The following is a 21,979-nucleotide window of genomic DNA, read 5'->3' as shown; positions in this document are numbered from 1 at the left end:
ATCACGGTGTAAATACCTTTTTCCTCAACTAATTTTTTAATAGTTTTCCAGGTCTTTTTTTAGATAGCTTACCATCTTTTAGAACAGAACTTCCTGCTACCCAGACTTCTTTTATGCCATCTGGATAATGGAAGGGATCTATAAACTCTGCCCTATCAATAATCTCATCTTCATCAAAGAGTACCAGATCAGCCTTTAAACCAGGTTTTATAAGTCCTCGATCATTAAAGCCGAACCTTGCAGCCGACTTTCCTGTCATCTTATGAATTGCAGTTTCAAGATCAATCAGGCCTTTTTCGCGGACATATTTTCCAAGAACCCGGGGAAAAGTCCCAAAATTACGGGGATGAGGCTTGCCCTTAGCCAGTTTGCCCTCAATGGCCAGAGAACTGCCATCAGAGCCGATCATACTTAACCTGCTGGTCAACACAGTCTCCATATCATTTTCACACATGGCAAAGCCAATCATTCCAGCTCTTAATTCCTGTTCCTTTAAGATCCTCAATAAAGCCTCAGCTTCTGGCATCTGCCAGCTCTCGCCTAATTCTTTTAGAGTGGCACCCTCGAATTCAGGATATCTACCGCCTGGGAGATCAGAAATCATAACATTCTTCCACCCTCTTCTGGCAACTTTGTCATTAAGAAAATCCAGAATTTGTTTCCTATCATCTCCGGATTCAAGTCGTTTAAGAAGCTTATCCCGGCCACCTTCATGGGCCCAATCAGGCAATAATGATGAAAGACTGGTGCTGGTTGCCAGATAAGGATATAGCTCACAGGTAACATCTATCCCTTCTCTTCTAGCCGATTCCATTATCTCCAGAGTCCCGGAAACAAGCCCCCAGCACTCTTTATCTACAACTTTATGATGGGATATATGAACAGGAATCCTGGCCTGCCTGCCTATCTCAATTGCTTCCTTTACTGCTGAAACCATGTCACAGCCTTCATCCCTTAAATGGGTCGTATAAATGCCTCCATAACTGGCTGCAACTTTTGCCAGTTCAATTAATTCTTCAGTTGTACCATAAGAAGATGGCGGATAAATTAAGCCAGATGAAAAGCCAACTGCCCCGGCTTCCATAGCTTCGGCCAGTATATCTTTAGCTTCATCAATTTCTACTGATGTTAGCGCCCTATCATCATAACCAGCCACTGCTTTTCTGATTGCGCCATGGCCAATCAATGATGCGACATTAATAGTTTTCTCTTTATTTGATAGTCTCTCTAAAAACTCAGGATAGCTGCTCCAATCCAGCTCCATTCCATAATCAGCCAGCTCATCCTCAAGCATTGAGCGGCCAGCTTCTCTAATTGGAGCAGGAGAAGAACCGCAATTACCAATAACTTCAGTAGTTACACCCTGCTGTAATTTGCTCTCAGCCAGTCCAGAAATTAAAAAATTAAGATCTGAATGGGTATGAATATCTATAAAACCTGGAGCCAGCACATAGCCTCCACCATCAACAATCTTTTCAGCCTGATTTTCCTCTAAAAATTTCTCATGATCTCCTCTAGAGATATTTTCAATTTTGCCATCATTTACAACCAGGCTACCTTTATAGGCTGTAGCCCCTGTGCCATCAACAATCTTTGCATCTTTAATTAAAAGATCTATCTGGTTCATCTATTTATCACACCTATATCCAGACCTGGGCCTTCCGGCAATACCAGTCTATTATTATTATAATTTAATCCGCCTTCAACACCATCATCGCCTATTAAAATCGGTGCATCTAAATCAAGTCTTGTGATATTCTCAGCGGCAGCGGCAACAACGGCAGCTGCAGTTACAGAGATTCTGCTTTCTAGCATACTTCCTAACATACACTCTATGCCGTAACTTTGAGCAAGATTTGCAATCGCAAGAGCAGTCGAGATTCCTCCAGTTTTCATTAGCTTTATATTTAGATAATCGCAGGCCTGCATCTCCAGTAACTTAACTGCATCTTTTAGAGAAAATAGACTCTCATCAGCCATAATCGGTATTAAAACATTCTCTTTAACTTCCTTTAAACCTTTAAAATCATAGGCAGGGACTGGCTGTTCTACTAGCTCAATATCAAGTTCAGCAGCCTCAAGTTTTTTAATTGTATTTATTGCTTGATTTGCTGTCCAGCCCTGATTGGCATCCAGTCTGAGCTTAATCTCCTCGCCAACAGCTTCTCTGACAGCTTTAACCCTGGCCAGATCAACATCTGGGCCAACTCCTACTTTCAACTTGAGCGTTGCAAAACCTTTAGCAACAGCCTTTTTAGCATCTTCGGCCATTATCTCAGGCCTGTCAACACTGATAGTCATATCTGTCACTAAATCTCTCTTTCTTCCGCCTAAAAACTTCCAGAGAGGAGTCTGATTAAGCCTGGCAACCAGATCAAATAATGCAATCTCAGCTGCCGCTTTAGCACTGGTGTTATTAACTGCAGAAGAAGAAATTTTATTTAATAAGTAATTTAAATCTTCAGCTTCCTGTCCCTTTAAGACTGGCCAGACCTGATTTTCTAAAGTTGCCTGAATTCCAGGGAGATTGTCACCGGTAATAACTTCTGTCGGGGGAGCAGCTCCGATCCCAACAGCAGCTTCTGTCTTCAGTTCAAAGACCAGCTCCTTTGCTCTATCTACCGACCTTAAGGCCGTCTTAAAAGGACGATCAAGTTTTATTACTCTCTGATAAATATCATAATCAATTATCTTCAAAGGATTAACCACCTTTCATTTTTAAGTATTGATAAATTTTCTTGCCGATCTTTGCCTGAAGCAGCTTGCCAGCAGCCTGACTTTCAAGCTCTGATGACATTATAACTGCCACAAAGGGCTCAGGTTCTAAAAAAAGACTGGCATCATGTTCAATCCCCTTTAACATACCTGTCTTACTGGCCACAGAGCTCCACAAATTCTCAGGTATTAAATACGATATCTTATCTCTAAGTTGCTGCCTGCAGAGAGTTGCCCTAGCTCCAGATAAACTCTCATTAAGATATGCCAGCTCCATCATCTGTCCCATCTCTCTGGCAGTTGTAATATTCTCCCTGCCAGCTCTTCTGGCTTCAGTATCCATCATCTTTCTTTCCAGGCAGGTCAACTTCAATTCATTCTCCTTAAGATAATTATTGACTGGCTCAAAGCCAATCTTATCAATTAAAATATTAGTAGCTGTATTATCACTTATAACTATCATTAATTCTGCCAGATCCATTAAAGTAAGTTCAGGTCTCGATTTAAACCAGCTTAAAACCCCGGCACCACCAACAATATTATCACCTTCTGGCCTTAGAGTCTCATCCAGATCTATTTCTCCTCTGGCTGCCAGGTCATACAGGACATACAAAATAGGCACTTTGATTAAACTGGCTGCTGCCATCTTTTCATCTGCTGCCATGGCCAGGACCTCCCCAGTCTCAACATCCTTTAAATATACTGAGTGCTTGCCTGGAACATCAGTAATTAGCTGGTCTACCTCCTGTTTAAGTCTATCCATCTAAATCAGCCCTGAATTTCCTGCCTACTGTTAAGGCCTCAAGAAAGGTCTTATCCTTATTTTTTAAATAAGTTTCAATTTCCATCACAAAGGTACTATGCACCGTTACCGGTTCAATTTCTCCAGCAACTAACCTGCCATACCCGGCCCCTGAGTGAATTACATAGTGACCGGCCTGATCTGTGCCAGGCTTTTTAGCTTTACCTAGATAAATCATAACATGACCAGGTAGATAAACCGGATCACCAGCTTCTAATTTTTCTAACTGGTTCAGCCTAGCTTCTCTATCACCTTCAAAATAGATAGTTTCACCAAAAGCCCCTTCTTCCTGGGGTTCACCGGCATCTCTTGGCAGGATTAAGCCTGCCTGCCTGTAAATATCGAAGACAAGTCTAGAACAGTCACGGCGTTTGAATAAACCACCCCAGCCATACCTTTCTCCCAGGCATTTAAAGGCGGCTTCTATTAAATTAGCCTTAGTTAAATCCCTGTAACCAGTCTCCACTGGCTGGGAATACGGTATCAGGGCAGGTGCAAATTTTAAGTCTCCAGGCCTATCGACTCTTGCCCCATGGGCCAGGGGAACTTTAACAACATGGCAACCTGCAGGAGACTGCCCATTCCTGGCCCCTGCAGGAATCTCTTCAGGAACTAAATCTTCATCATAAATAGGCAGGCTATCTCCTAGTTGAAGAAAGATATTGCTTATTCCATAGAAAAAAGGATTTGGCTCTGTCTCAGTTCTGCTTCCAGTAACTACCATCTTCTCTTCCTGATTATGATAGTCTAGAATAGTCTCTAAATCTGCTGCAACTGCCAGATATTGAGTCGGAACCCAGCCAGAATAAATCTGACTCTGAATAAATGACCATTCCCCTGAAAGACTCTGATGCCAGATCATAACAGGACTGGCAGCCTGAATTGCTGTTAACTGAAAGCGATCAACATCAATGGCTTCTGGATCTTTAACAGCAGTTTCTCCAGTCGGGAATGCTCTAATCGATAAGCGCCTGACAGTTAAAGCAGGTTTCCCCTGGATTATTTTATTATCATCTGCTAAAAGCTCTAAATTAATCTCTTCGATTAACTTATCCTGCCAGATCTGATCATACCTGCTGCCATCGGCAGAATACAGATCATAATCTGGTAAAGAATCTGGTAGAGAATATGACTTCATCAAATCCCTGACACCGCCCACTGACATTTCTTCCTGGAAATCATCTGGCAGGGTATATTCACCGGCCAGGCCTAATTCAGCCATCTTTTCAGCAGTCCTTGCCTCAATATAATTAATTTCATCAGCGTTTGCTAAAACCCTATCACCATCAGCTAGCTTTTCAAGCCAGAAGTCAGCTTCCAGCATCTCCTCACTTACATTTGGTGGCAAAAATGACATATAAATTAAACACCCTCTCTAGATTTCTAGCTTACAATCGTTTTTATAGAGGTCCTCTTCCTGTTCTCTTTCAATCAGCACCTGAACATTCTCCTGATATACCAGCAAAACAGCCGGCCTCAATAAACCATTATAATTACTGGATAGTGAATAGGTATAAGCACCGGTTGCAGGGATAGCAAGAATATCTCCTGGTTCAGGGTCTGCCAGCAGTTCATCCTCAATTAGAACATCCCCTGATTCGCAGCATTTACCCACTATTGTAACCTCTGTATCCTCTTCATCCAGGCAACGATTGGCTATAAAGGCCTCATATTCAGCACCATAGAGGGCAGGCCTGATATTATCAGCCATCCCACCATCAACAGCTAAATAGGTCTTTAACTCCCCAATCTCCTTGATTGAGCCCACAGTATAAAGACTGGTCCCGGCAGACCCAACAATAGATCTCCCTGGCTCTAATAATAGGGCTGGCAGTGGATAATCCTCCCGGTCACAGCTTTCAACAAGCTCCTGGGCAATTTCTCCAACCAGTTTAACCACATCAACTTCAGGATCTTCAGATTTTTCCGGGACGCCAAACCCACCGCCTAAATTCAATTTTTCAACCAGGATATTATCTTCCCTTCTAAGTTCTATCATAAACTTTATTAAGACCCAGATCAACTCTTTAAATGCAGTCACATCATATATCTGGGACCCAATATGGGCATGAATACCTTTAAAATTAAGGTTATCCCTCCCAACAAGCCATTTTATAAGTTCTCTGGCCTGGCCTGTCTTAATACTGACACCAAATTTTGAATCTGCCTGGCCAGTTCTAATAAATTCATGGGTATGGGCTGAAATCCCTGGTATTAAGCGAACTATACAATCTACAACAGAATTTTCTTCTCTGGCCAGCCTATTTATAAGCTCCGCCTCATAAAAATTATCCACTATTATAGTATTAACACCTTCAGTAATAGCAGTCCTTAACTCAGCCTCACTCTTATTATTTCCATGCATATATATTCTATCTGCAGTCAGCTCTCCAGATAGAGCCCTGGCCATTTCACCTCCAGAGACAACGTCTATATAAATATCATTTTTAGCAATAATATCTGCAATCCCTCTACATAAAAAGGCCTTACTGGCATAAATAATCTCTGCCTCACCTGGATAACTGGCAACAGCCTCTTTAAATTTATTTATATTATTTATAATCTCTTGATAATCATATACTAATAAAGGGCTCCCAAAACTATCCCTTAACTCTTTAACAGAAACTCCACCTATTTCCAGTACTCCCTGCTCATTAACCTCTGTCGTTCCTTGCATTAACACAATTTTCAGCTCCTTTATAAATCAAATAGACCTCATAAACAAAACATCTATACCAGCATAGTTGCTCATCAGTGATGAGCCAGTGTTGCTATTATACTGAATCATTAATGAAATGTCAACCAGACTACTCAAAATCAGTCTCCCAGTAAACCTTTATATCATTGATAATATTCTCAATATGCTCAACCATGGCTTCTTCAGCCCTATCAGGGTCACCTGATTCAATAGCCTTTAAAATCTGATTATGGTCCCAGACTATCTTGCTCCCTACAATTGTCCGCATCTGCTCAAGGGCAGGAGAATAATCTTCATTATTTCTGATCATTTTTAGAGAGGCCTCTAAAAAGCTATTACCTGCAATTTCAGCAAGCATCAAATGAAAATTCTTATCTCCCTGACCATAACTTTCACCTTTTTCAAAATCAGTATGATGCCTTTTAATTATTTCTCTAAGTTTCTCAAATTCAGCATCAGAAATCTTTTCAGTTACCAGTCTAACAACTTCCCGTTCTATAGCTCGCCTGGCAACTAACATATCCAGTAATTCCTGCCTTCTCTCTACTTTTGTTAAATCTAAAAATTTATCAATCTCATTCTTCATTCTTCTATCCAGTCGATATTCCTTTAATGTTACTTTCCCTTTTTCTGATAATAACCGGCCCCGATAAGGCTCTTTTTCGGTTAAGCCTTTCTTATCCAGCCTCCTTAAAATCCTGCCAATAGTAGCCTCACTAAATGAATCATAATCCCTGGAGATTTTCTGGCTTATTATGCCTGAGCCTACCGGGCCTTCAATAGATTCAATTATACTTAAAATCTCATATTCCTTATCTGAAATTTCGATCTCTGACATTTCTCAACCTCCTCTTAACCCTGGAAATACTAAGCCTAACAGGGTCTATAGTCCATCTGGTATTGTAGCCATCAGCGACTACCAACCAGTCTTTTTCATCTACAATCCCTTTCTGTTTAATACCTGCTGGTATTCTGTCCAGAAAATCAACATGGTGCATCCTTTCTGAATTCCAGCCACTCCTGGAAGCTGAAAAATATGGTCCGATCAATCTTTCCTTATAGCTATCGGTACTAATCTCTTCAATCTCATGGAGCATAACCCTGCTGCCATAGCCTGGCAAAGGATCCTGAGCTGGTCGATAAAACCTGCCATTATAATTTAAAATCCGGCCTGCCGGCCTGGCAAACCTGCCTCTAGCAACTGGTGAGGCCGGATGGCTCTGCCAGCTACCAGATAATAAATCTTCACTGTAATAAAGATGAAGTCTGGTATCATCCCAGGTAGTAAATAGCCACCAGAGACTATCATATTTCAATAAACTACTATCTCGATATCTCTTTCCAGATAACAACTCAGCTACAGACTCCCATTCATATGGAAAATTCACAGCCTGAAATAATTTAACCGTCTTTCCCTGGTTCATCTCAGGTAGCATAAAATAATTGCCCCTATGCTCAAAAACCCAGGGATAAGAGAGATGATAACGACTAACTAGCACAAGTCCCTGATATGACCAGTTTACTCCATCCTCACTAATAGAGAGTCCAATATCGCCCTGGCCACTATCAAGGTTCATTATTTCAAAGAAGAGATAATAAATATTATTAACCTCAATAATAAATGGGTCAGCAACAAAACCAGCCCTGCAATCAGTAATATCTTCTGCAGCAATAATCGGATTACCAGGAAGTTCAACCAATTCACCTAAAGGATCTCCGGCATAGAGCCCAATGCTCCACTTTCTTCCTCGATTAATATTTTTAGGCTTAGTAACCTGCTTATTTCTTATTAAACCTAACATAAACAAATCGCCTCCAAAAAATTTTAAAAAAATAAAGGATAATTCCTGCTAGAGCATGAATATAATATATAGCAAGGAGGTTACAAATGAATTTATTAACTTATATTCCAGTTGCACTAATAATCTTAAATATTATATTTATCATTCTTTTAATTTTCTTTGAAAGACGGGACCCAACTTCTACCTGGGCCTGGCTTCTTATTCTGACCCTGCTTCCAGTTTTAGGCTTTATTCTCTATTTATTTTTAGGATTAACCCCTAGAAAGAAGCAGGTCTTCCAGAGAAAACAGGAACAGGACAATGTTAAAAATATGGTTTATGTTGACCAGTCAAAATCTTTAAAGATACCAGAATCAGATTTTGATCATCTTGAAGAAAGCATCATCCGTTTAGGCTTAAGAGCTAAAAATCCAGCTCTAGTCGGTTACAATCAGATCAAAATATATACCAGCGGAACAGATAAATTTGCCGATCTCTTTAAAGATATTGAAAAGGCAAAAGATTTTGTCCATGTCAATTACTATATAATCAATGATGATGAATTAGGCAATGAGCTTATGGAGCTACTAACTAAAAAAGCCAGGGAAGGCATTGAGGTCAGGCTCCTATATGATAGAATGGGCTGCAGAAACCTCTCTAAATACACAATCAACAAATTAGTCGATGCCGGCGGTAAAGCTGTGCCCTTTGCCCCCTTTATCCTTGATATCAACTATCGAAACCACCGGAAAAATGTAATCATCGATGGGCAGATAGGTTATCTCGGTGGTATTAATGTCGGCGATGAATATGTCGGCCGTTCCAAAAGATTCGGCGACTGGCGAGATACCCATCTAAGGCTTAAAGGAGAAAGCGTAAATAGTATGCAGCATCGCTTCCTATTGGACTGGGCCTTTGCCTCCGGTGAAGATTTCCTTGATGACAAAAAGTATTTTCCTAAAAAGCAGGTCACAGGTAAATCTCCTGTCCAGGTTGTCAGCAGTGGTCCAGACTCCAAAGAAGAAGAAATTAAATCACTTTTCTTAAAGATGATCTATGGTGCCGAAAATAGCATCTACATTCAGACACCTTATTTTATCCCGGATCCTGCGATGCTGGAAGCCCTGCAGGTAGCTTCCCGCTCAGGAGTTGATGTCAGAGTCATGATCCCTGATAGAGGTGACCACCCCTTTGTCTATGCAGCTAACAACTCATTTGTAGGGCAAATGCTAGAAGCAGGAGCCCGCTGTTATCGTTATACCAGAGGCTTCCTCCATAGCAAAACTATCTGTATCGACGGCCGAATTCTTTCAGTTGGTACAACAAACATGGATGTTAGAAGCTTTAAGCTCAATTTTGAGATAAATGCCTTTATTTATGATGAAGATATAGCCCAGCTCCATGACGAAATCTTTAGAGAAGATCTCAAAGAATCAAGGGAGATCACAGTCAAAGAATACGATAATAGAAGCTGGACCATGAAAGTCAGAGAATCTATCTCCCGGCTACTTTCACCTATCCTTTAATTATATATTAACATATTCAGTCTCAAAACTATACTCCTGGCCAAGCTCTTCGGCCAGGATTTCTTTATACTCATCGAGCTGATCATCAGATTCAATCCCACCACTCTTAAAATCAATAATCTTAACCAGCTTATTTTCTCTATCGACCAGTAATCTATCTACCCGCTTCATACTGCCATCATCAAGCCAGAGACTATACTCAGTCAGAATATCATATTCCTTTGAAAAATATTCAGGGTTATCAGCCACAAAAGCTTCAGCCCTGGCAATTAGTTTTTCAGTATCTGTTCTGCCCAGGATATTCCCATATCTGGACATCACCAGTCTGGCAGCATGCTCCTTTTCCGCCTTACCACCATAAAGAACCTGTTCCATGTAAAAATGCAGCCCCAGTCCAACTACCTGGGCCCTCTCTTTATCCAGATTGAAATCAAAATCCTTGGCTTCCCTGGCTCTAATCCTGGCAGACTCTTCAGGCCAATCTCCTTTAAAGAAAGCTGCCAGGTTTTCAGTTTCTGCAAGGATTTGAGCTTCTTCCTTAAAACTATCAACAACCAGCTCCCCATAACTCCAGGGTTCAATCAGATCAGCAAGGGAGTCCTGGCCAGTCGCCTTTAAAATCGCTGGCTCATAAAAGTTGTAACTATCATTGCTCTCCCAGAAGTCATTTCCACCTGGCATTATCTTTCTTGGTGTATCAATATATAGGAACAAATTATCAACAGGTCTGGTCAGAGCAACATAAAGATTATTTATCTCTTCTGCCAGCTCGTCAGCATCAGCCTTGTCCTGAAAATCATAGTCTAACCACTGCAGCAGGTTATTATAATTTGAAGTAAGCAACAAATAATTTTCCACTTTCTGATAAAGCCTATCAAACTCAAGGAATAGTTCGATAGTATTCCCCTGGTTACCACCTCCGTTACCCCCAGGTGACCAGTAGAAAAATTCAGTATCAAAAGATAATCCTTTAGCCCTATGTACTGTCAGTAATTCGACAGCATTTTCACTCTTAACTGCCTCCTGCTCTAACTCTGAAGCCCCTTCTTTATCATCCAGATACTCTATTAACTCACCTAAACTGGCAACAGATTTCAGCAGACCAGAAAACTTATATAAGTTCTTCAAAGCTGAACGATTATCTTTATAATATGTGGCAACCCCTGACTCTTTAAGTAAATTTTCAACTAATTGAGGATATGGCAGTTCTCTTAACCTTTTAATCCAGCCAAATAATTCAGCTAGCTTCGGCTCTACTGCCAGGATACCTCCAACTTCAAAGGAAAGCTGGCCTTTATCCTTCAAATATATTTGAAAATCCTCACTATATTTTATCAATTTCTGGCAGAGTTCATGGCCTATAGCTAGAGGTTCACTTCTTAAAAAAGCAATCAATTGATAAAAATCATCTCTACTTAAATATAATAATAGCTGATAGAGAGGCCTGACCGCCTTATGTTCCAGTAATGAACCGCCTTTTTCCAGAATATAAGGGATCTCAAGTTCTTCAAGTTCCCTGCCGATCTCTTCTAATTCACTATTTTTCCTGGCCAGTACAGCTATTCCACTATAATCTTCAAACTCCTGATCAATCCTTCTGGCTATAGCCGCCGGTAAATTTTCTGTTACTTTTTCATTATATCTAATTAATTGATTCTGCTTCTCCTCTGAATAACCTGCAAACTTCTTGGTATCCGTATTTATCAATGCAGAGCTACCTCCAACTAAAACCTCCAGGTAACCCCCTTCTTTCTCAGATAAAAAGTCAACATTCTCATATTCCCAGTCATCACGAAGGTCATTAAAAAAGCCATTAACAAATTCTACAATATTTTCTCTGCTCCTGTAACAGACACCGAGGGTCTCTTCAACTCCGGCAGTAATTTCAGGCAATCTGATAAAAAGCTCCTTTTCGCCATCACGCCAGCCATAGATCGACTGCTTGGCATCGCCAACAGCTATCAGTGACCGCTCCCCTGTAAGTAAATTATTTAATATCTGCCACTGAAGCACACTGGTATCCTGAAACTCATCAATAAATATTGTACTAATCCTGCCACCGACCAGCTCTCCTAAATAGTCAATTAACTGACCGGAAGGTAAGTCAATTCCCTCCTCTATCAAATAATTATATGTGAAATTAGATATATCCTGATGGGTAAACCGCTTCTGTTTTAATTTCAGGCGATCATATTCAGCAAATATCTCATTAACCAGTTCAAATATACAGTCCTGTTGAGGCAATACCTCTGCCTCCATTATTTTCCCGGCAAGCCGCTCCTGAAATACCTGATAAGCCTCTTTAAGTTCAGCCTTATATGGCTTCAGCTCTTTTTTGCGAAACTTATTGCCATTCCAGCAGGTATCATCCTTTAAGAACTGACTATAATGCTTGTAAATACAATCTTCAAGCAGATTTTTATCTGCATTACTGGCTTTAAGCTCAAGGTAATAGGTCATTATATCTCTATAAGCCTTGGTAAACCAGCCACCATCAACCTCATCACCGGTAATACTGGCAGATTCATCCATAAGTTCAAGCACTTCATCCAGAGGCTTAATAAAATCAAGGTTATACCGGTCAGACCCACTGGTATCATCGCTATGATCGATCAGTAAATATTTCCAGCGATTATGAATAACCTCATTTAAAAAGTCAACTGGAACTTGGAAGTCCCTGCTGATCTGCTTACCGATCAACTTCTCCACCATGTTCACCTTTTCAGGTGAGGATATAAACCGCCTGAAAAGCTCATCGATTATCCTCTGATTCTCTTTATCAGAGATTATCTCATATTTAAAGATGCCAAGATAAGGGGCAACAATCTCCTCAAATAAAAGGTTCAAAAAGCTATCTATAGTATATATATTAATCAAATCTTTCTCCATTAACATCTCTCTATAGGTATCTTCTAAAGACCCTAAATCCAAATCAAGCTCTGGATAGATATCCTTCAGACTTTTCCAGACTCCAGATTCCTCTTTCTTTTTGAGAATATCAGCAATCTGTTCAAAAACCCGTTCCCTGACTTCAGCTGTTGCCTTTCTGGTAAAGGTTAAAATTACTATCTCACTGAATTCTTTCCCCTGCATAATTGCTGCAATATATTCAATAGAAAGGCGATAGGTCTTGCCGGTACCGGCACTGGCCTTTAAGATCTTGCTATCTATAGTTCCCATTATTTCACCACCTGACAGATTGATAAATACGGACATCTCTCGCAACGGGACTTATATATCCTTTTATAATATTCTGCACCAGTCAAATCCTCTAGCTCTAATCTTATCTTTTCAGCCATTTCATTTCCAGTATCACTGTTTGCAGATTGAAATAATTCATCCATTATATTATAAATATATTTTTTCTTATTAATATCTCCATTATCTAAAAGTAAAGAATAAAAATCCAGCTGCTCGACTGATCCTGAACCTGTTTTAAAGTCTACTAAAACCTGGTCCTGTCCAGTATCAATTAAAAGATCAATCCGGCCGCTTAAATAAAATTCCATCCCGTCTCCTTGATAAAAGCCTGCGCCTTTATTTTCAGGAGTATATTCAAGTTTCCAGTCCCAATCAGATAAATTATCTACCGAAGAAGCCGGAAGCCGCCTGAATAATCCCTCAATAAAGCTAAATACCGAAGCAACCAGTTTCGGTTTGATAATCTCTTTATAATATCCTTTAAACCTCTGATCATAAAAGAGATAATATTTATCAATTATCCTCTCAACAAGCTCCTCCACCCTATCACTATGCGCCTCTAAATCAGCTGTATTTGCCATTATTTCCGGTTTTAATTCAGTGATAGCCCTATCCATTAGATTATGGACCATAATCCCAAAAACCATCGGATTCATAGCTTTATCCGGCAATTCCATTCCGGCATCAAAGCCAATAATATGCTCAAGGTAATACCTGTGATAGCAGTCCTTGATTCTATTATATTTATAATAGGTTAAACTGGTTCTGCCGCCAGTCTCCTCAACAAGGTTCTGCCTTAAATCAGTCGTATACTCCTCCCTTTCACAGGAGCCAAAATTATAACCAGTTTTATCTTCAAAAATATTATTAAAAAACCTTAAATAATCACTCCGCTTTACAGGGCTTTCCCTGTACTCCAGCCCATACTTGAATTTAAGCTCTTCCATTAAAGAGCCTGGCGCTAAATTTTCATCCTGGTTATTCAGGGCAAAAATTACAGCTTTATCAGCAGTAAAAATATGTCTGAAAAAATAATACCTCTGCCAGTTCTGTTCATCCCTGGCAGTTGGTAGCCCGAGGGCCTCTCGCTGTTCAGGGTTCAATAGGAATGACCTGCTGCTGCCGGCAGGCAGTTCGCCCTGGCTGGCATTTAAAATCACTAAATTATCCCGTCTATCAGCTGGAGCTAATTGGAAATCCTGTAAAGTTAGCCTCTCTTTTTCAGCATCAATATTAGTCGTTATTTTCTTATAACTGAGATAATTTAAAATTAAATCCATTAATCCCTGCGCCGAGCGATTAAAAAATCCCTTCCAGTTACCTGCCAGACCCATTTTCTCTATTGCAGTTAACTCAATTAACCCATCATAGAATTGATCGATCTCATCTTTATACAATGGATCAGCTAAACTTTCAAGCTCTAAACTATCCAGGTAATCAATCATTTCAGTCAAATCAGCCATCTCAGAAAAATCATTAACTATTAGAAAAAGGGGCTTGATAGCAGCAATTTTATCTGTAACAAGTCTGCCATTTATATAAAAATAACCCTGACCTATCAGCTCATTTAACTCACTTCTAACCTCTTTAATATCAAAATCAAAGTACCTGGATATGACAGGCTGATTAATAGCCTTCAATAACTGATTAACAGGTAATAACCCTAGCCCATTACCCTCTAGCTCATAATTTAATAATAAATTATAGCAGCAATTAAGAAATCGGTAGAGAGATGATTCTGTCAGGCTTATAGCTGACTGCACTTCAATTTCTTTCTCAGATAAAAGCTGCCTGTAATTTCTCTTATCCAGATTAGGAGAGATCATTTCTGCATTATTTTCTACAGCAACTTTTAAAGCTGAGGCCAGCTGACCAATTTCCTCATCAGCAGTATATAATTTCAAATCAACTTCTAGTTTCTCTGGCAACTGAAATTTTTCAAGTCTTAACTCCTCTTCAGAATAATGAGATTTCTCAAGCTGTAAAAATATCTCCACTTTAAAATCTCTGTCCAATCTTTTTAATATCTCTTTTTCTAAGGGGCTAGTTTCAACAGGATTTATTACAACTATTCTCTCAAAAGATTTAATACCAGTAGGGTCAAAATTATTGATATCATAAACTAAAGACCTATCAGAGTAATTATTTTCCTTAAGCCAGTTAAGATATCTGGATCTTAATTTTTCAATTAATTCAAGCCTCTCTTTCTGCCAGCCTTCAAGAACTGGCCAGCTCTCAACTAAATATTCAGCCCTTTCAAGATAATAATTATGAAAGAGGCCGGAAAACTCCAGCACATCGCTATATTCATTTATATTTAAAAACCTCTTCTCATCAGTATTTAGCAAAGAAAATAAAGCAATAGATAGCTTTTCCTCTTTTAAAACTAACTGATCAACAGGAAAGATCATCTCTTTAAAACTATTCCAGTCTAGAAATTTACTCTCCACAGTTAGAGGTTCCCGGTTATATGTAGTTCTTGCTGCTTTAATATCACCACTATTAGGGAATATATAAATAGCCGGCTCACCTGTAATTGCCTCTTCAAATAAGTTCTGGCTAAAATCAATATACCTGAAATCCATCATAAACAGCCCCCTATCAAAATCTATAAGCCACCCCTCAGGGTGGCTCTAATAGACCTAATTTTCATAACTTCCTACAACGCCGTCATATTCTCTTTCTCCCCGGTCACCTTCAATACTAATAACCATCTGGACCGGTAAAGCAACAATCATCTGGCCTGGCCTTTGAATCCAGCCCATCTGTTCATGAATATCAAGGGGCACAACTTCCTTTGAAAGCCTGTGCAATCTGACCCGGTTATTTTCAAATTCCAGCCTGGCCTGATATTCATCTCCCTCCCAGCGGAAGCTGAATTCTTCTATACCATCTTCCCTGGGAAAATCTTTTCTAAATAATTCCTGTCCAGCCTGTTCAACAACCAATTGATATTCACCATGCTCAGGCTGAAATAATATAGGTAGAAAAATACCTACTATTGAAAATACTAGAATAACCAGCACCAGAATAATATCTGCCCTGGTCATTCTGGTAATTAATCTTTTAATTCCTTCCATCTAATCTACTCCTGACTGACAAACTTATTTAATCTTTCTTCAAGAGACTCCCATTCTTCTTTAAAGCGTTCCTCAATCTCCTGGCGAGCCTGCTGTAATTGCCTTTGAGTATTCTCATCAAGGTTACCTAATAACTCCATAACATCCTGGGGTTGCTGACCATTTGCACCGGCAGCCTGACGGAGCATACTCTCCAGTTTCCTCTGCAGCTGTTCCTGTTCCTGATTATATTGCTGAACGGTCTGACTAACTTTGGCCATCAATTGATCTAATTCAGAAGGATTCGGGTCCTCCTTAAGATCCTCAATTGCCATCAGACCTTCTTTTCTCAATTTAATCTCCTGTTGATTGGAGTTTAAACCCAGTGAAGATACAATCATCCTTTGAGCTTCTGCCAGTCTTTCTGCTTCACTATCCTTAAACTCCTCCCAGAGACCATCTGCATCTATCTTATCCTGGAAAAACTTACTTAAAATCGGTCTTATCTCAGAACGAAGATCAAGCTTTTCAGTATCTGCATCGACATCAATCTTTTCTGCCCTCTCCATAGCTATCTCATATGAACTTTTAATTCTATCACCCATATAATCAACCTCCTAATGAAAGCATAAAGTTAATTTTGTGATTCCATTACTATTTTATCAGACATTAAGGTAATAATACAAGTTTAATTTCCATATTTTACTCATAGCTTAAAGAATCAACAGGGTCAAGTCTTGCCGCTTTAACTGCCGGATAAATCCCAAAGAAGAGACCAATTGCAAGTGAAAAGCCAAAGGCTAACATAACTGCCACTGGAGATAAGACTAAAGGCCAGTTTCCAATCCTGGTAACAAGATAAGTCCCGGCATAACCGAGGCCAATCCCTATAAACCCACCAATACTACTTAAAGCAAGGGATTCCAGCAAAAACTGCCCCAGTATATTCCGCTTTTTAGCTCCTAGAGCCTTCCTGATTCCAATTTCCCTGGTCCTTTCAGTAACAGATACCAGCATTATATTCATAATCCCGATTCCACCAACTAAGAGCGAGATCCCGGCAATCCCTCCAAGCATTAAACTCAAAGTTCCGGTGACCTGATCAAGCACCCCTAATATCTGGTCCTGGCTCATAATATTATAAAGGTTCTCATCACCTAAATGCTGGAAAAAGAAATAATCGATCTGGTTTCTGGCTTCCTGGGAGCTAAATCCAGGAGAAAACTGGGCATAATACAGATCAACAAAATTCTGCCTCGATAACTTATTAGTAAAGGTTGTAACTGGGATATATACTCTCCGATCAAGATTACCCATAACTCCCTGGCCCTTTTGTTCCATAACTCCAACTACAGTAAAATTTATATTCCGGCCCTGATAATTCAATCTAATTCTCTGACCAATAGGGTCCGTATCAGAAAATAATTCAGTAGCTACATTACTTCCTAGCACAATTGAATTCCTTGACTGATCCAGGTCATCCTGGTCAATAAAACGGCCTCTCTCTGGATAATAAATATTTACAACTGTAAAGTTTTGACTGGTACCAACGGCAGTGCTATTAAGAGTATTGTCCCCTCTCCTTAACTGCACCGAGCCTGAAACCTCAGGCACAACATTGGTTACCCCAGGAGAATAATCATCGATATATTGAATTATATCCAGAGTAAAATTCTCTCTAGGATCAGATTCCATCCTGGTAGCCCTACCAGCTGTAAACCCTGGAGTCACCCATAATAAGTCAGAACCTAAGCTTGAAATCTGGGCTGTAACTTCCTCCCTGGCCGAACTTCCAATAGAAACTATGGCAATTACTGCTCCAACGCCAATTATAATACCGAGCATCGATAAAAAAGTCCTTAATTTATTGGTCCTTAAACCATTAAGTGCAATCCTAAAAGTTTCAAAGATCATGCTATCACCTCATCAGATGAAATCAATCCATCTCTGAGGTTTATGATCCGCTTGGCCTGCTCTGCAATTGGAGGCTCGTGGGTTACGATAATTATTGTATGGCCCTGATCATTTAACTCCTGAAAAAGTTCCATTATCTCATCGCCAGTTTTAGTATCAAGATTACCTGTTGGCTCATCGGCTAAAATCAAATCAGGATTGTTAACCAGAGCCCTGGCAATCGCAACCCTCTGTTTCTGCCCTCCAGATATCTCATTCGGGTTATGATCCATTCTGTGTTCAAGGCCAACCTTTGTCAGCATCTCTTCAGCCCTTCTTTTCCTCTCTTTTCTAGAGACACCTTTATAGATCATTGGCACTTCAACGTTTTTGCTTATTGAAGTTCTGGCCAGAAGATTAAACTGCTGGAAAACAAAACCGACTTTTTCATTTCTTATGATGGCCAGTTGATTATCATCAAGCTCACCAACATCAGTACCTGCCAGAAAATATTTGCCTGATGTTGCCTGGTCAAGGCAGCCAAGCAAATGCATCATAGTCGATTTACCAGAACCTGAGGGTCCCATAATTGCAACAAACTCCCCATCTTCAATTGTATAACTTACACCTTTAAGAGCCTCAACCTCAATCTCACCATTCTTAAATACTTTTCTTAAATCCTTAACCTCAATCATTCTTATCTTCCTCCAGGAGGCCCAAATTGCACACCTAAGCTATCATCCCGGCCGGCCCGCTGGGAATACTGAAAGGCATTAACTAAAATCCTATCGTCTTTTTCCAGTCCTGAGATGATCTCAACCTGCAAACCATCACTTAGCCCTGCTTCTACAGGCACAGGCTCTGCCCTGCCCTCATCATCAACAAGGACAGCAAAAGATTCTTCTCCATCTGAATAAATAGCCGTGACTGGAACCCTGATTGCATCAGCAACAGATTCAACGATTATTTCAACATCAACTGAGTAACCAGGCCTGAAATCTGAGCTATTGCCATTGATTCTGACTTCGGCAGGCACCACAACAACATTATTTACAACCTCTGTAACTCTCTTAACCTGGGTAACAACACCTTCATAAATTCTATCAGGTATAGCAGGGATCTCTATTTCAGCTATCTGATCAACAGCCACAAGTCTGCTATCACCTTCATCAATATTGAGATCAACTAAATACCCGGTCTCATCAAGTATCCTGACAGCCGTCTCCCCGGAACGGGCTTCATCTCCAGCTTCCAGTTCCAGTTGAACAACTTCTCCGGATATTCCAGCTTTCATAGTCCTATCCTCTAATTCTTCCTCGGCAATCTCAAGCTGGGTCCTTCTCTCATTTATTTCAGTCTCAGTCCCATTAATTCTGGCTGACTGATAGGCAGTTCTGGCCTGGATTAAATTTAATTCCTGCTGACTGGACTTTAATTTTATCAGCTCATCTCCAGCAGAAACACTGTCACCAATCTCAACAAAAACTTCTTCAACAGTACCTCCCTGGCTAAATGACTGGCTTCTATCTCTAAGAGGAGCCAGAGTTCCGCTGGCTGTTATAGTCCTATTGATATCGCCTCTGCTGACCAGGATAGTCTCAGCCTCTACATGGTTAACCCCTTCCATTCTATTCTCAAATCTATTTCTAACAACAAAAAATCCACCAGCAAATAATAGAATAATTATTAGAATTATTCCGACTTTCTTTTTACTCATTTATGATCTCCTCCATGCTCCAGTAACCAGGTTTCTGCTCAAACTCAAGTAAATCCAGAGCAAGCTCAAGCCTGGCTTCTTCATAATCAATTATTGCAGCTTCGTAATTCAATTCAGCTTCAAGCAGTTCTAATTCATCGATTGCACCAAGTTCTCTGGCCTCTTCTTCCTGCAGGAATGATAAACGACTCATCTCTTTTTCTATTTCTTTATCCTCTAACTCATCCTGCTTTATAATTAATCCATCTAATTCAGCTTCCAATCCCTGTTCCAGATTAAAGATAAACTCCTCAATATTTAGACTAACAGTCTCAATTTCTCCAACTATATCTTCCCGGTCATAACCACTTACTCCACCGTCATAAAGGGGATAACTGATATTAAATCCAGCCTGCCAGCTGCCCTCATTTAGCTCAGTTCTACCGGATAAATCTATCTCAAAGGAGTCTTCCTTATCATGCCATTCAAGTTCCTGCTCAGCTTCAGCTAAAGACTGCATCAGCCTGCTATATTGGAGAGAATTCTTCTGGCTATCCCTTATAACTTCAGAAAAATTAGCAAGATAATCACTGATTCTCTCGTCAATAGGGCCCTGTTCATTAACCAGTAATCCTTCAACCTGATCAGAAAGGCCATAGTCAATTTCATTATTGAGAGCCGCTTTCTTTTCAAAATCTTCCTTTAATCTGGCAAGATTTCTTTCAGTAGATTGATAAGCTCTATCTGCCTGCCTTAAAGCAAGCCTGGTTTCAGCTAATTCTAATTCTCCAGCTTCACCGATTTCTTTTCTCTTTTCAACTCTCGATAATCTTCGCTCAGCAATATTTAAATTCTCCAGATTATTTTCCTGTCTCATCTCTAAAAACATTATCTCTATATAATCTCCAGCCAGTTCTAGAAAAAGTTCATCCCTGGCCTCCATTAGCTCCAGCCTGGCCAGAGCAAGATTGTTTTCAAGACTATCTAGAGTCCTGGCAAGCTCAGATGGTGTTCTTGGCCACAACCTCAAATTAAGACCTATATCAAACTGCCAGTCATCAGTAACTGCATCAAAATCTAAATCAGTTGAATCAAGAATAGTTAAATCAGTTGTTAGATTAAAACCAGCTAAAAAACTCCGACCACCATCAATGCTAATGTTATAGCGTTCCTGGGTTCCTGATAATTCCGATGGACCTGGCTCATCACCTGATAACTGCACCTGTTCTCCTCTATTATATGACATATTCAGATCATATTGCCAGCCAGCATTAGCTCTAAGCCTGGCAAGCTCTCGTTCAAGGTCGCTAACATTTTTCCTCTCATCAGCGAGTTCATTCGATTCTTCAACTGCTTCTAACAACAACTGCTGTAAACTAAGATTATCACTGGCATTTACCCTTACCTGGCCACCACTAAATAATGCAAAAATCATAAATAAAATTAAAATATAAGTGCCTGAACTAAAAACCCTTTTAGCCTGAGATGACTGCAATAATTTCACCTAACAACACCTCCAGCTCTACACCAATCATATTCTGTAAATCAAAATAATTAATTAAATAAGCAAATCTCGAGAGATCCAGATTCAACTCTGCCTGAAGATGCTCCAATTCAGCTTCTTCTAATGCACTTGCTGATACCAGGCCTGCTTCCCTCTGCTCTCTTGTAATTCTCCAGTGTTCAGCTGCCTGCTCAAGATTATCAACAGCCAGCTCAATCTGACGGTAGGACTGCTCAACCTGATGATATTGATCCAGAGCCTCCTCTTCAACTCTTTCTTCAACCTGGATAATTTCCAGCCCGGCCAGTTTAAGTTGATTCCTATGCTCCTGCAATTCTAAGTCAGGAGTCTGAACAGCTTCAGCCCTGCGTAAATCTATCTCTGATAATTCTCGATTAATTCTAGCTGCCTCAAGCTGAAAACTCTCCTCTATTGCTTCTTCCACAATGTCTGATCTTGGAGGCAGATCCAGTCTCCCGACTGGCTGTATCCTTGAAGACAATTCTGGCAAATGATCTAAGTCCAAACGGGTTCTAAATTGCCTTTCAGCCTGATCCAATTCTGCCTCAAGGCTGATAAGATCAAACTCTGTATTATTAAAAGCAATTTGCTGCTGTAATAATTCTATCCTTGAACTCAATCCCTGCTCAACTTCAAGCTCTTTATCTTCTAATCTCTTTCTAGCCAGTTCCTTTTCTTTAACAGCAATATCCAGCTCTTTATTTAGTTCAACAATATTATGATAGTCATTAATCAACCCAATATATATACCAGTTCTCGTCTGACGATTTTCTTCCTGGGCCTGATTATAAGCCAATTCAGCTGACAGTTCCTGATATCGAGATTCAGTTCTCAAATTTCTAGCTCTACTCATCTCATAATTTAACCGGGCATTATCTAATTCTAATCCAGAAATTTCTAAATCAATATCATTCTCATTTGCAAGCTCTATTACCTCTTCTAAAGCTAAACCACTTTCAGCATAAGAACTCCCTGATATCATCAACACAAAAAATAATATTATAATAACTCCAGAAAAATACTTCAATCTATCCAGTTTAAACATAGTTAATTCCTCCCCCTTATATATAAATGCAATTAATA

The 21,979-nt window shown here is 39.9% G+C and carries 17 protein-coding genes; 1 reads left to right on the top strand and 16 read right to left on the bottom strand.

All coding sequences use genetic code 11. The features are described from left to right. Window positions 1-28: 28 nt before the first annotated feature. From I0Q91_RS12135 to I0Q91_RS12105, 7 genes are all read right to left on the bottom strand, one after another. Window positions 29-1,627, bottom strand: coding sequence for an N-acyl-D-amino-acid deacylase family protein (locus I0Q91_RS12135; RefSeq protein WP_270454850.1), 1,599 nt, complete (start codon window positions 1,625-1,627; stop codon window positions 29-31). Further along, window positions 1,624-2,697: a dipeptide epimerase gene (locus I0Q91_RS12130; RefSeq protein WP_270454848.1), complete on the bottom strand. Its 1,074-nt coding sequence runs from the start codon at window positions 2,695-2,697 to the stop codon at window positions 1,624-1,626. The genes I0Q91_RS12135 and I0Q91_RS12130 overlap by 4 nt, the downstream gene beginning before the upstream one ends. Window positions 2,698-2,701: 4 nt before the next feature. Further along, complete coding sequence (locus tag I0Q91_RS12125; RefSeq protein WP_270454847.1) at window positions 2,702-3,478, bottom strand: serine hydrolase; 777 nt, start codon at window positions 3,476-3,478, stop codon at window positions 2,702-2,704. Beyond that, the gene (locus I0Q91_RS12120) at window positions 3,471-4,874 is read right to left on the bottom strand and encodes an SH3 domain-containing protein (protein ID WP_270454844.1); all 1,404 of its coding nucleotides are present in this window, start codon (window positions 4,872-4,874) and stop codon (window positions 3,471-3,473) included. The genes I0Q91_RS12125 and I0Q91_RS12120 overlap by 8 nt, the downstream gene beginning before the upstream one ends. Before the next feature lie 18 nt (window positions 4,875-4,892). Next, window positions 4,893-6,194 (bottom strand): diaminopimelate decarboxylase, encoded by a 1,302-nt coding sequence (gene lysA / locus I0Q91_RS12115; protein WP_270454919.1) that lies wholly within the window; start codon window positions 6,192-6,194, stop codon window positions 4,893-4,895. Between the two features lie 130 nt (window positions 6,195-6,324). Next, entirely contained in the window at window positions 6,325-7,053 is a 729-nt protein-coding gene (locus tag I0Q91_RS12110) for an FCD domain-containing protein (protein WP_270454843.1), read from the bottom strand. Beyond that, a complete protein-coding gene (locus I0Q91_RS12105; RefSeq protein WP_270454842.1) occupies window positions 7,028-8,017 on the bottom strand; it encodes a glucosamine inositolphosphorylceramide transferase family protein in 990 nt (329 codons plus the stop codon). Before I0Q91_RS12105 ends, I0Q91_RS12110 begins: the two co-directional genes overlap by 26 nt. 86 nt (window positions 8,018-8,103) lie before the next feature. Between I0Q91_RS12105 and cls the strand changes: the two genes are divergently transcribed. After that, window positions 8,104-9,522, top strand: coding sequence for a cardiolipin synthase (gene cls / locus I0Q91_RS12100; RefSeq protein WP_270454841.1), 1,419 nt, complete (start codon window positions 8,104-8,106; stop codon window positions 9,520-9,522). Here the strand turns inward: cls and I0Q91_RS12095 are convergent, their stop codons facing one another. From I0Q91_RS12095 to I0Q91_RS12055, 9 genes are all read right to left on the bottom strand, one after another. After that, on the bottom strand, window positions 9,523-12,702 hold the full coding sequence (locus I0Q91_RS12095) for a UvrD-helicase domain-containing protein (RefSeq protein ID WP_270454840.1): 3,180 nt from the start codon (window positions 12,700-12,702) through the stop codon (window positions 9,523-9,525). After that, complete coding sequence (locus I0Q91_RS12090; protein WP_270454839.1) at window positions 12,702-15,311, bottom strand: PD-(D/E)XK nuclease family protein; 2,610 nt, start codon at window positions 15,309-15,311, stop codon at window positions 12,702-12,704. Before I0Q91_RS12090 ends, I0Q91_RS12095 begins: the two co-directional genes overlap by 1 nt. 54 nt (window positions 15,312-15,365) lie before the next feature. Then, complete coding sequence (locus I0Q91_RS12085) at window positions 15,366-15,803, bottom strand: NusG domain II-containing protein (protein WP_270454838.1); 438 nt, start codon at window positions 15,801-15,803, stop codon at window positions 15,366-15,368. Window positions 15,804-15,808: 5 nt separating this feature from the next. Further along, the gene (locus I0Q91_RS12080) at window positions 15,809-16,387 is read right to left on the bottom strand and encodes a hypothetical protein (protein WP_270454837.1); all 579 of its coding nucleotides are present in this window, start codon (window positions 16,385-16,387) and stop codon (window positions 15,809-15,811) included. 97 nt (window positions 16,388-16,484) lie between these two features. Beyond that, on the bottom strand, window positions 16,485-17,696 hold the full coding sequence (locus tag I0Q91_RS12075) for an ABC transporter permease (protein WP_270454836.1): 1,212 nt from the start codon (window positions 17,694-17,696) through the stop codon (window positions 16,485-16,487). Continuing rightward, window positions 17,693-18,370, bottom strand: coding sequence for an ABC transporter ATP-binding protein (locus I0Q91_RS12070; protein ID WP_270454833.1), 678 nt, complete (start codon window positions 18,368-18,370; stop codon window positions 17,693-17,695). Before I0Q91_RS12070 ends, I0Q91_RS12075 begins: the two co-directional genes overlap by 4 nt. Before the next feature lie 2 nt (window positions 18,371-18,372). Next, window positions 18,373-19,392, bottom strand: a complete 1,020-nt coding sequence (locus I0Q91_RS12065; protein WP_270454832.1) for an efflux RND transporter periplasmic adaptor subunit — start codon at window positions 19,390-19,392, stop codon at window positions 18,373-18,375. Then, window positions 19,385-20,875: a TolC family protein gene (locus I0Q91_RS12060; protein ID WP_270454829.1), complete on the bottom strand. Its 1,491-nt coding sequence runs from the start codon at window positions 20,873-20,875 to the stop codon at window positions 19,385-19,387. Before I0Q91_RS12060 ends, I0Q91_RS12065 begins: the two co-directional genes overlap by 8 nt. Next, entirely contained in the window at window positions 20,847-21,941 is a 1,095-nt protein-coding gene (locus I0Q91_RS12055) for a TolC family protein (protein WP_270454828.1), read from the bottom strand. The genes I0Q91_RS12060 and I0Q91_RS12055 overlap by 29 nt, the downstream gene beginning before the upstream one ends. Between the last annotated feature and the right edge of the window lie 38 nt (window positions 21,942-21,979).

Source organism: Halonatronomonas betaini, assembly GCF_015666175.1.
GTDB lineage: Bacteria > Bacillota > Halanaerobiia > Halanaerobiales > Halarsenatibacteraceae > Halonatronomonas > Halonatronomonas betaini.
Note: the sequence above shows the minus strand (reverse complement) of the source record. Positions and strands in the feature narration are given on the sequence as shown.

Coding starts and splice junctions, on each gene's coding strand:
- I0Q91_RS12055 (WP_270454828.1), bottom strand. CDS start 21,941: ATGTTTAAACTGGATAGATTGAAGTATTTTTCTGGAGTTATTATAATA.
- I0Q91_RS12125 (WP_270454847.1), bottom strand. CDS start 3,478: ATGGATAGACTTAAACAGGAGGTAGACCAGCTAATTACTGATGTTCCA.
- I0Q91_RS12105 (WP_270454842.1), bottom strand. CDS start 8,017: ATGTTAGGTTTAATAAGAAATAAGCAGGTTACTAAGCCTAAAAATATT.
- I0Q91_RS12085 (WP_270454838.1), bottom strand. CDS start 15,803: ATGGAAGGAATTAAAAGATTAATTACCAGAATGACCAGGGCAGATATT.
- I0Q91_RS12135 (WP_270454850.1), bottom strand. CDS start 1,627: ATGAACCAGATAGATCTTTTAATTAAAGATGCAAAGATTGTTGATGGC.
- I0Q91_RS12065 (WP_270454832.1), bottom strand. CDS start 19,392: ATGAGTAAAAAGAAAGTCGGAATAATTCTAATAATTATTCTATTATTT.
- I0Q91_RS12080 (WP_270454837.1), bottom strand. CDS start 16,387: ATGGGTGATAGAATTAAAAGTTCATATGAGATAGCTATGGAGAGGGCA.
- lysA (WP_270454919.1), bottom strand. CDS start 6,194: ATGCAAGGAACGACAGAGGTTAATGAGCAGGGAGTACTGGAAATAGGT.
- cls (WP_270454841.1), top strand. CDS start 8,104: ATGAATTTATTAACTTATATTCCAGTTGCACTAATAATCTTAAATATT.
- I0Q91_RS12070 (WP_270454833.1), bottom strand. CDS start 18,370: ATGATTGAGGTTAAGGATTTAAGAAAAGTATTTAAGAATGGTGAGATT.
- I0Q91_RS12095 (WP_270454840.1), bottom strand. CDS start 12,702: ATGGGAACTATAGATAGCAAGATCTTAAAGGCCAGTGCCGGTACCGGC.
- I0Q91_RS12110 (WP_270454843.1), bottom strand. CDS start 7,053: ATGTCAGAGATCGAAATTTCAGATAAGGAATATGAGATTTTAAGTATA.
- I0Q91_RS12090 (WP_270454839.1), bottom strand. CDS start 15,311: ATGATGGATTTCAGGTATATTGATTTTAGCCAGAACTTATTTGAAGAG.
- I0Q91_RS12075 (WP_270454836.1), bottom strand. CDS start 17,696: ATGATCTTTGAAACTTTTAGGATTGCACTTAATGGTTTAAGGACCAAT.
- I0Q91_RS12120 (WP_270454844.1), bottom strand. CDS start 4,874: ATGTCATTTTTGCCACCAAATGTAAGTGAGGAGATGCTGGAAGCTGAC.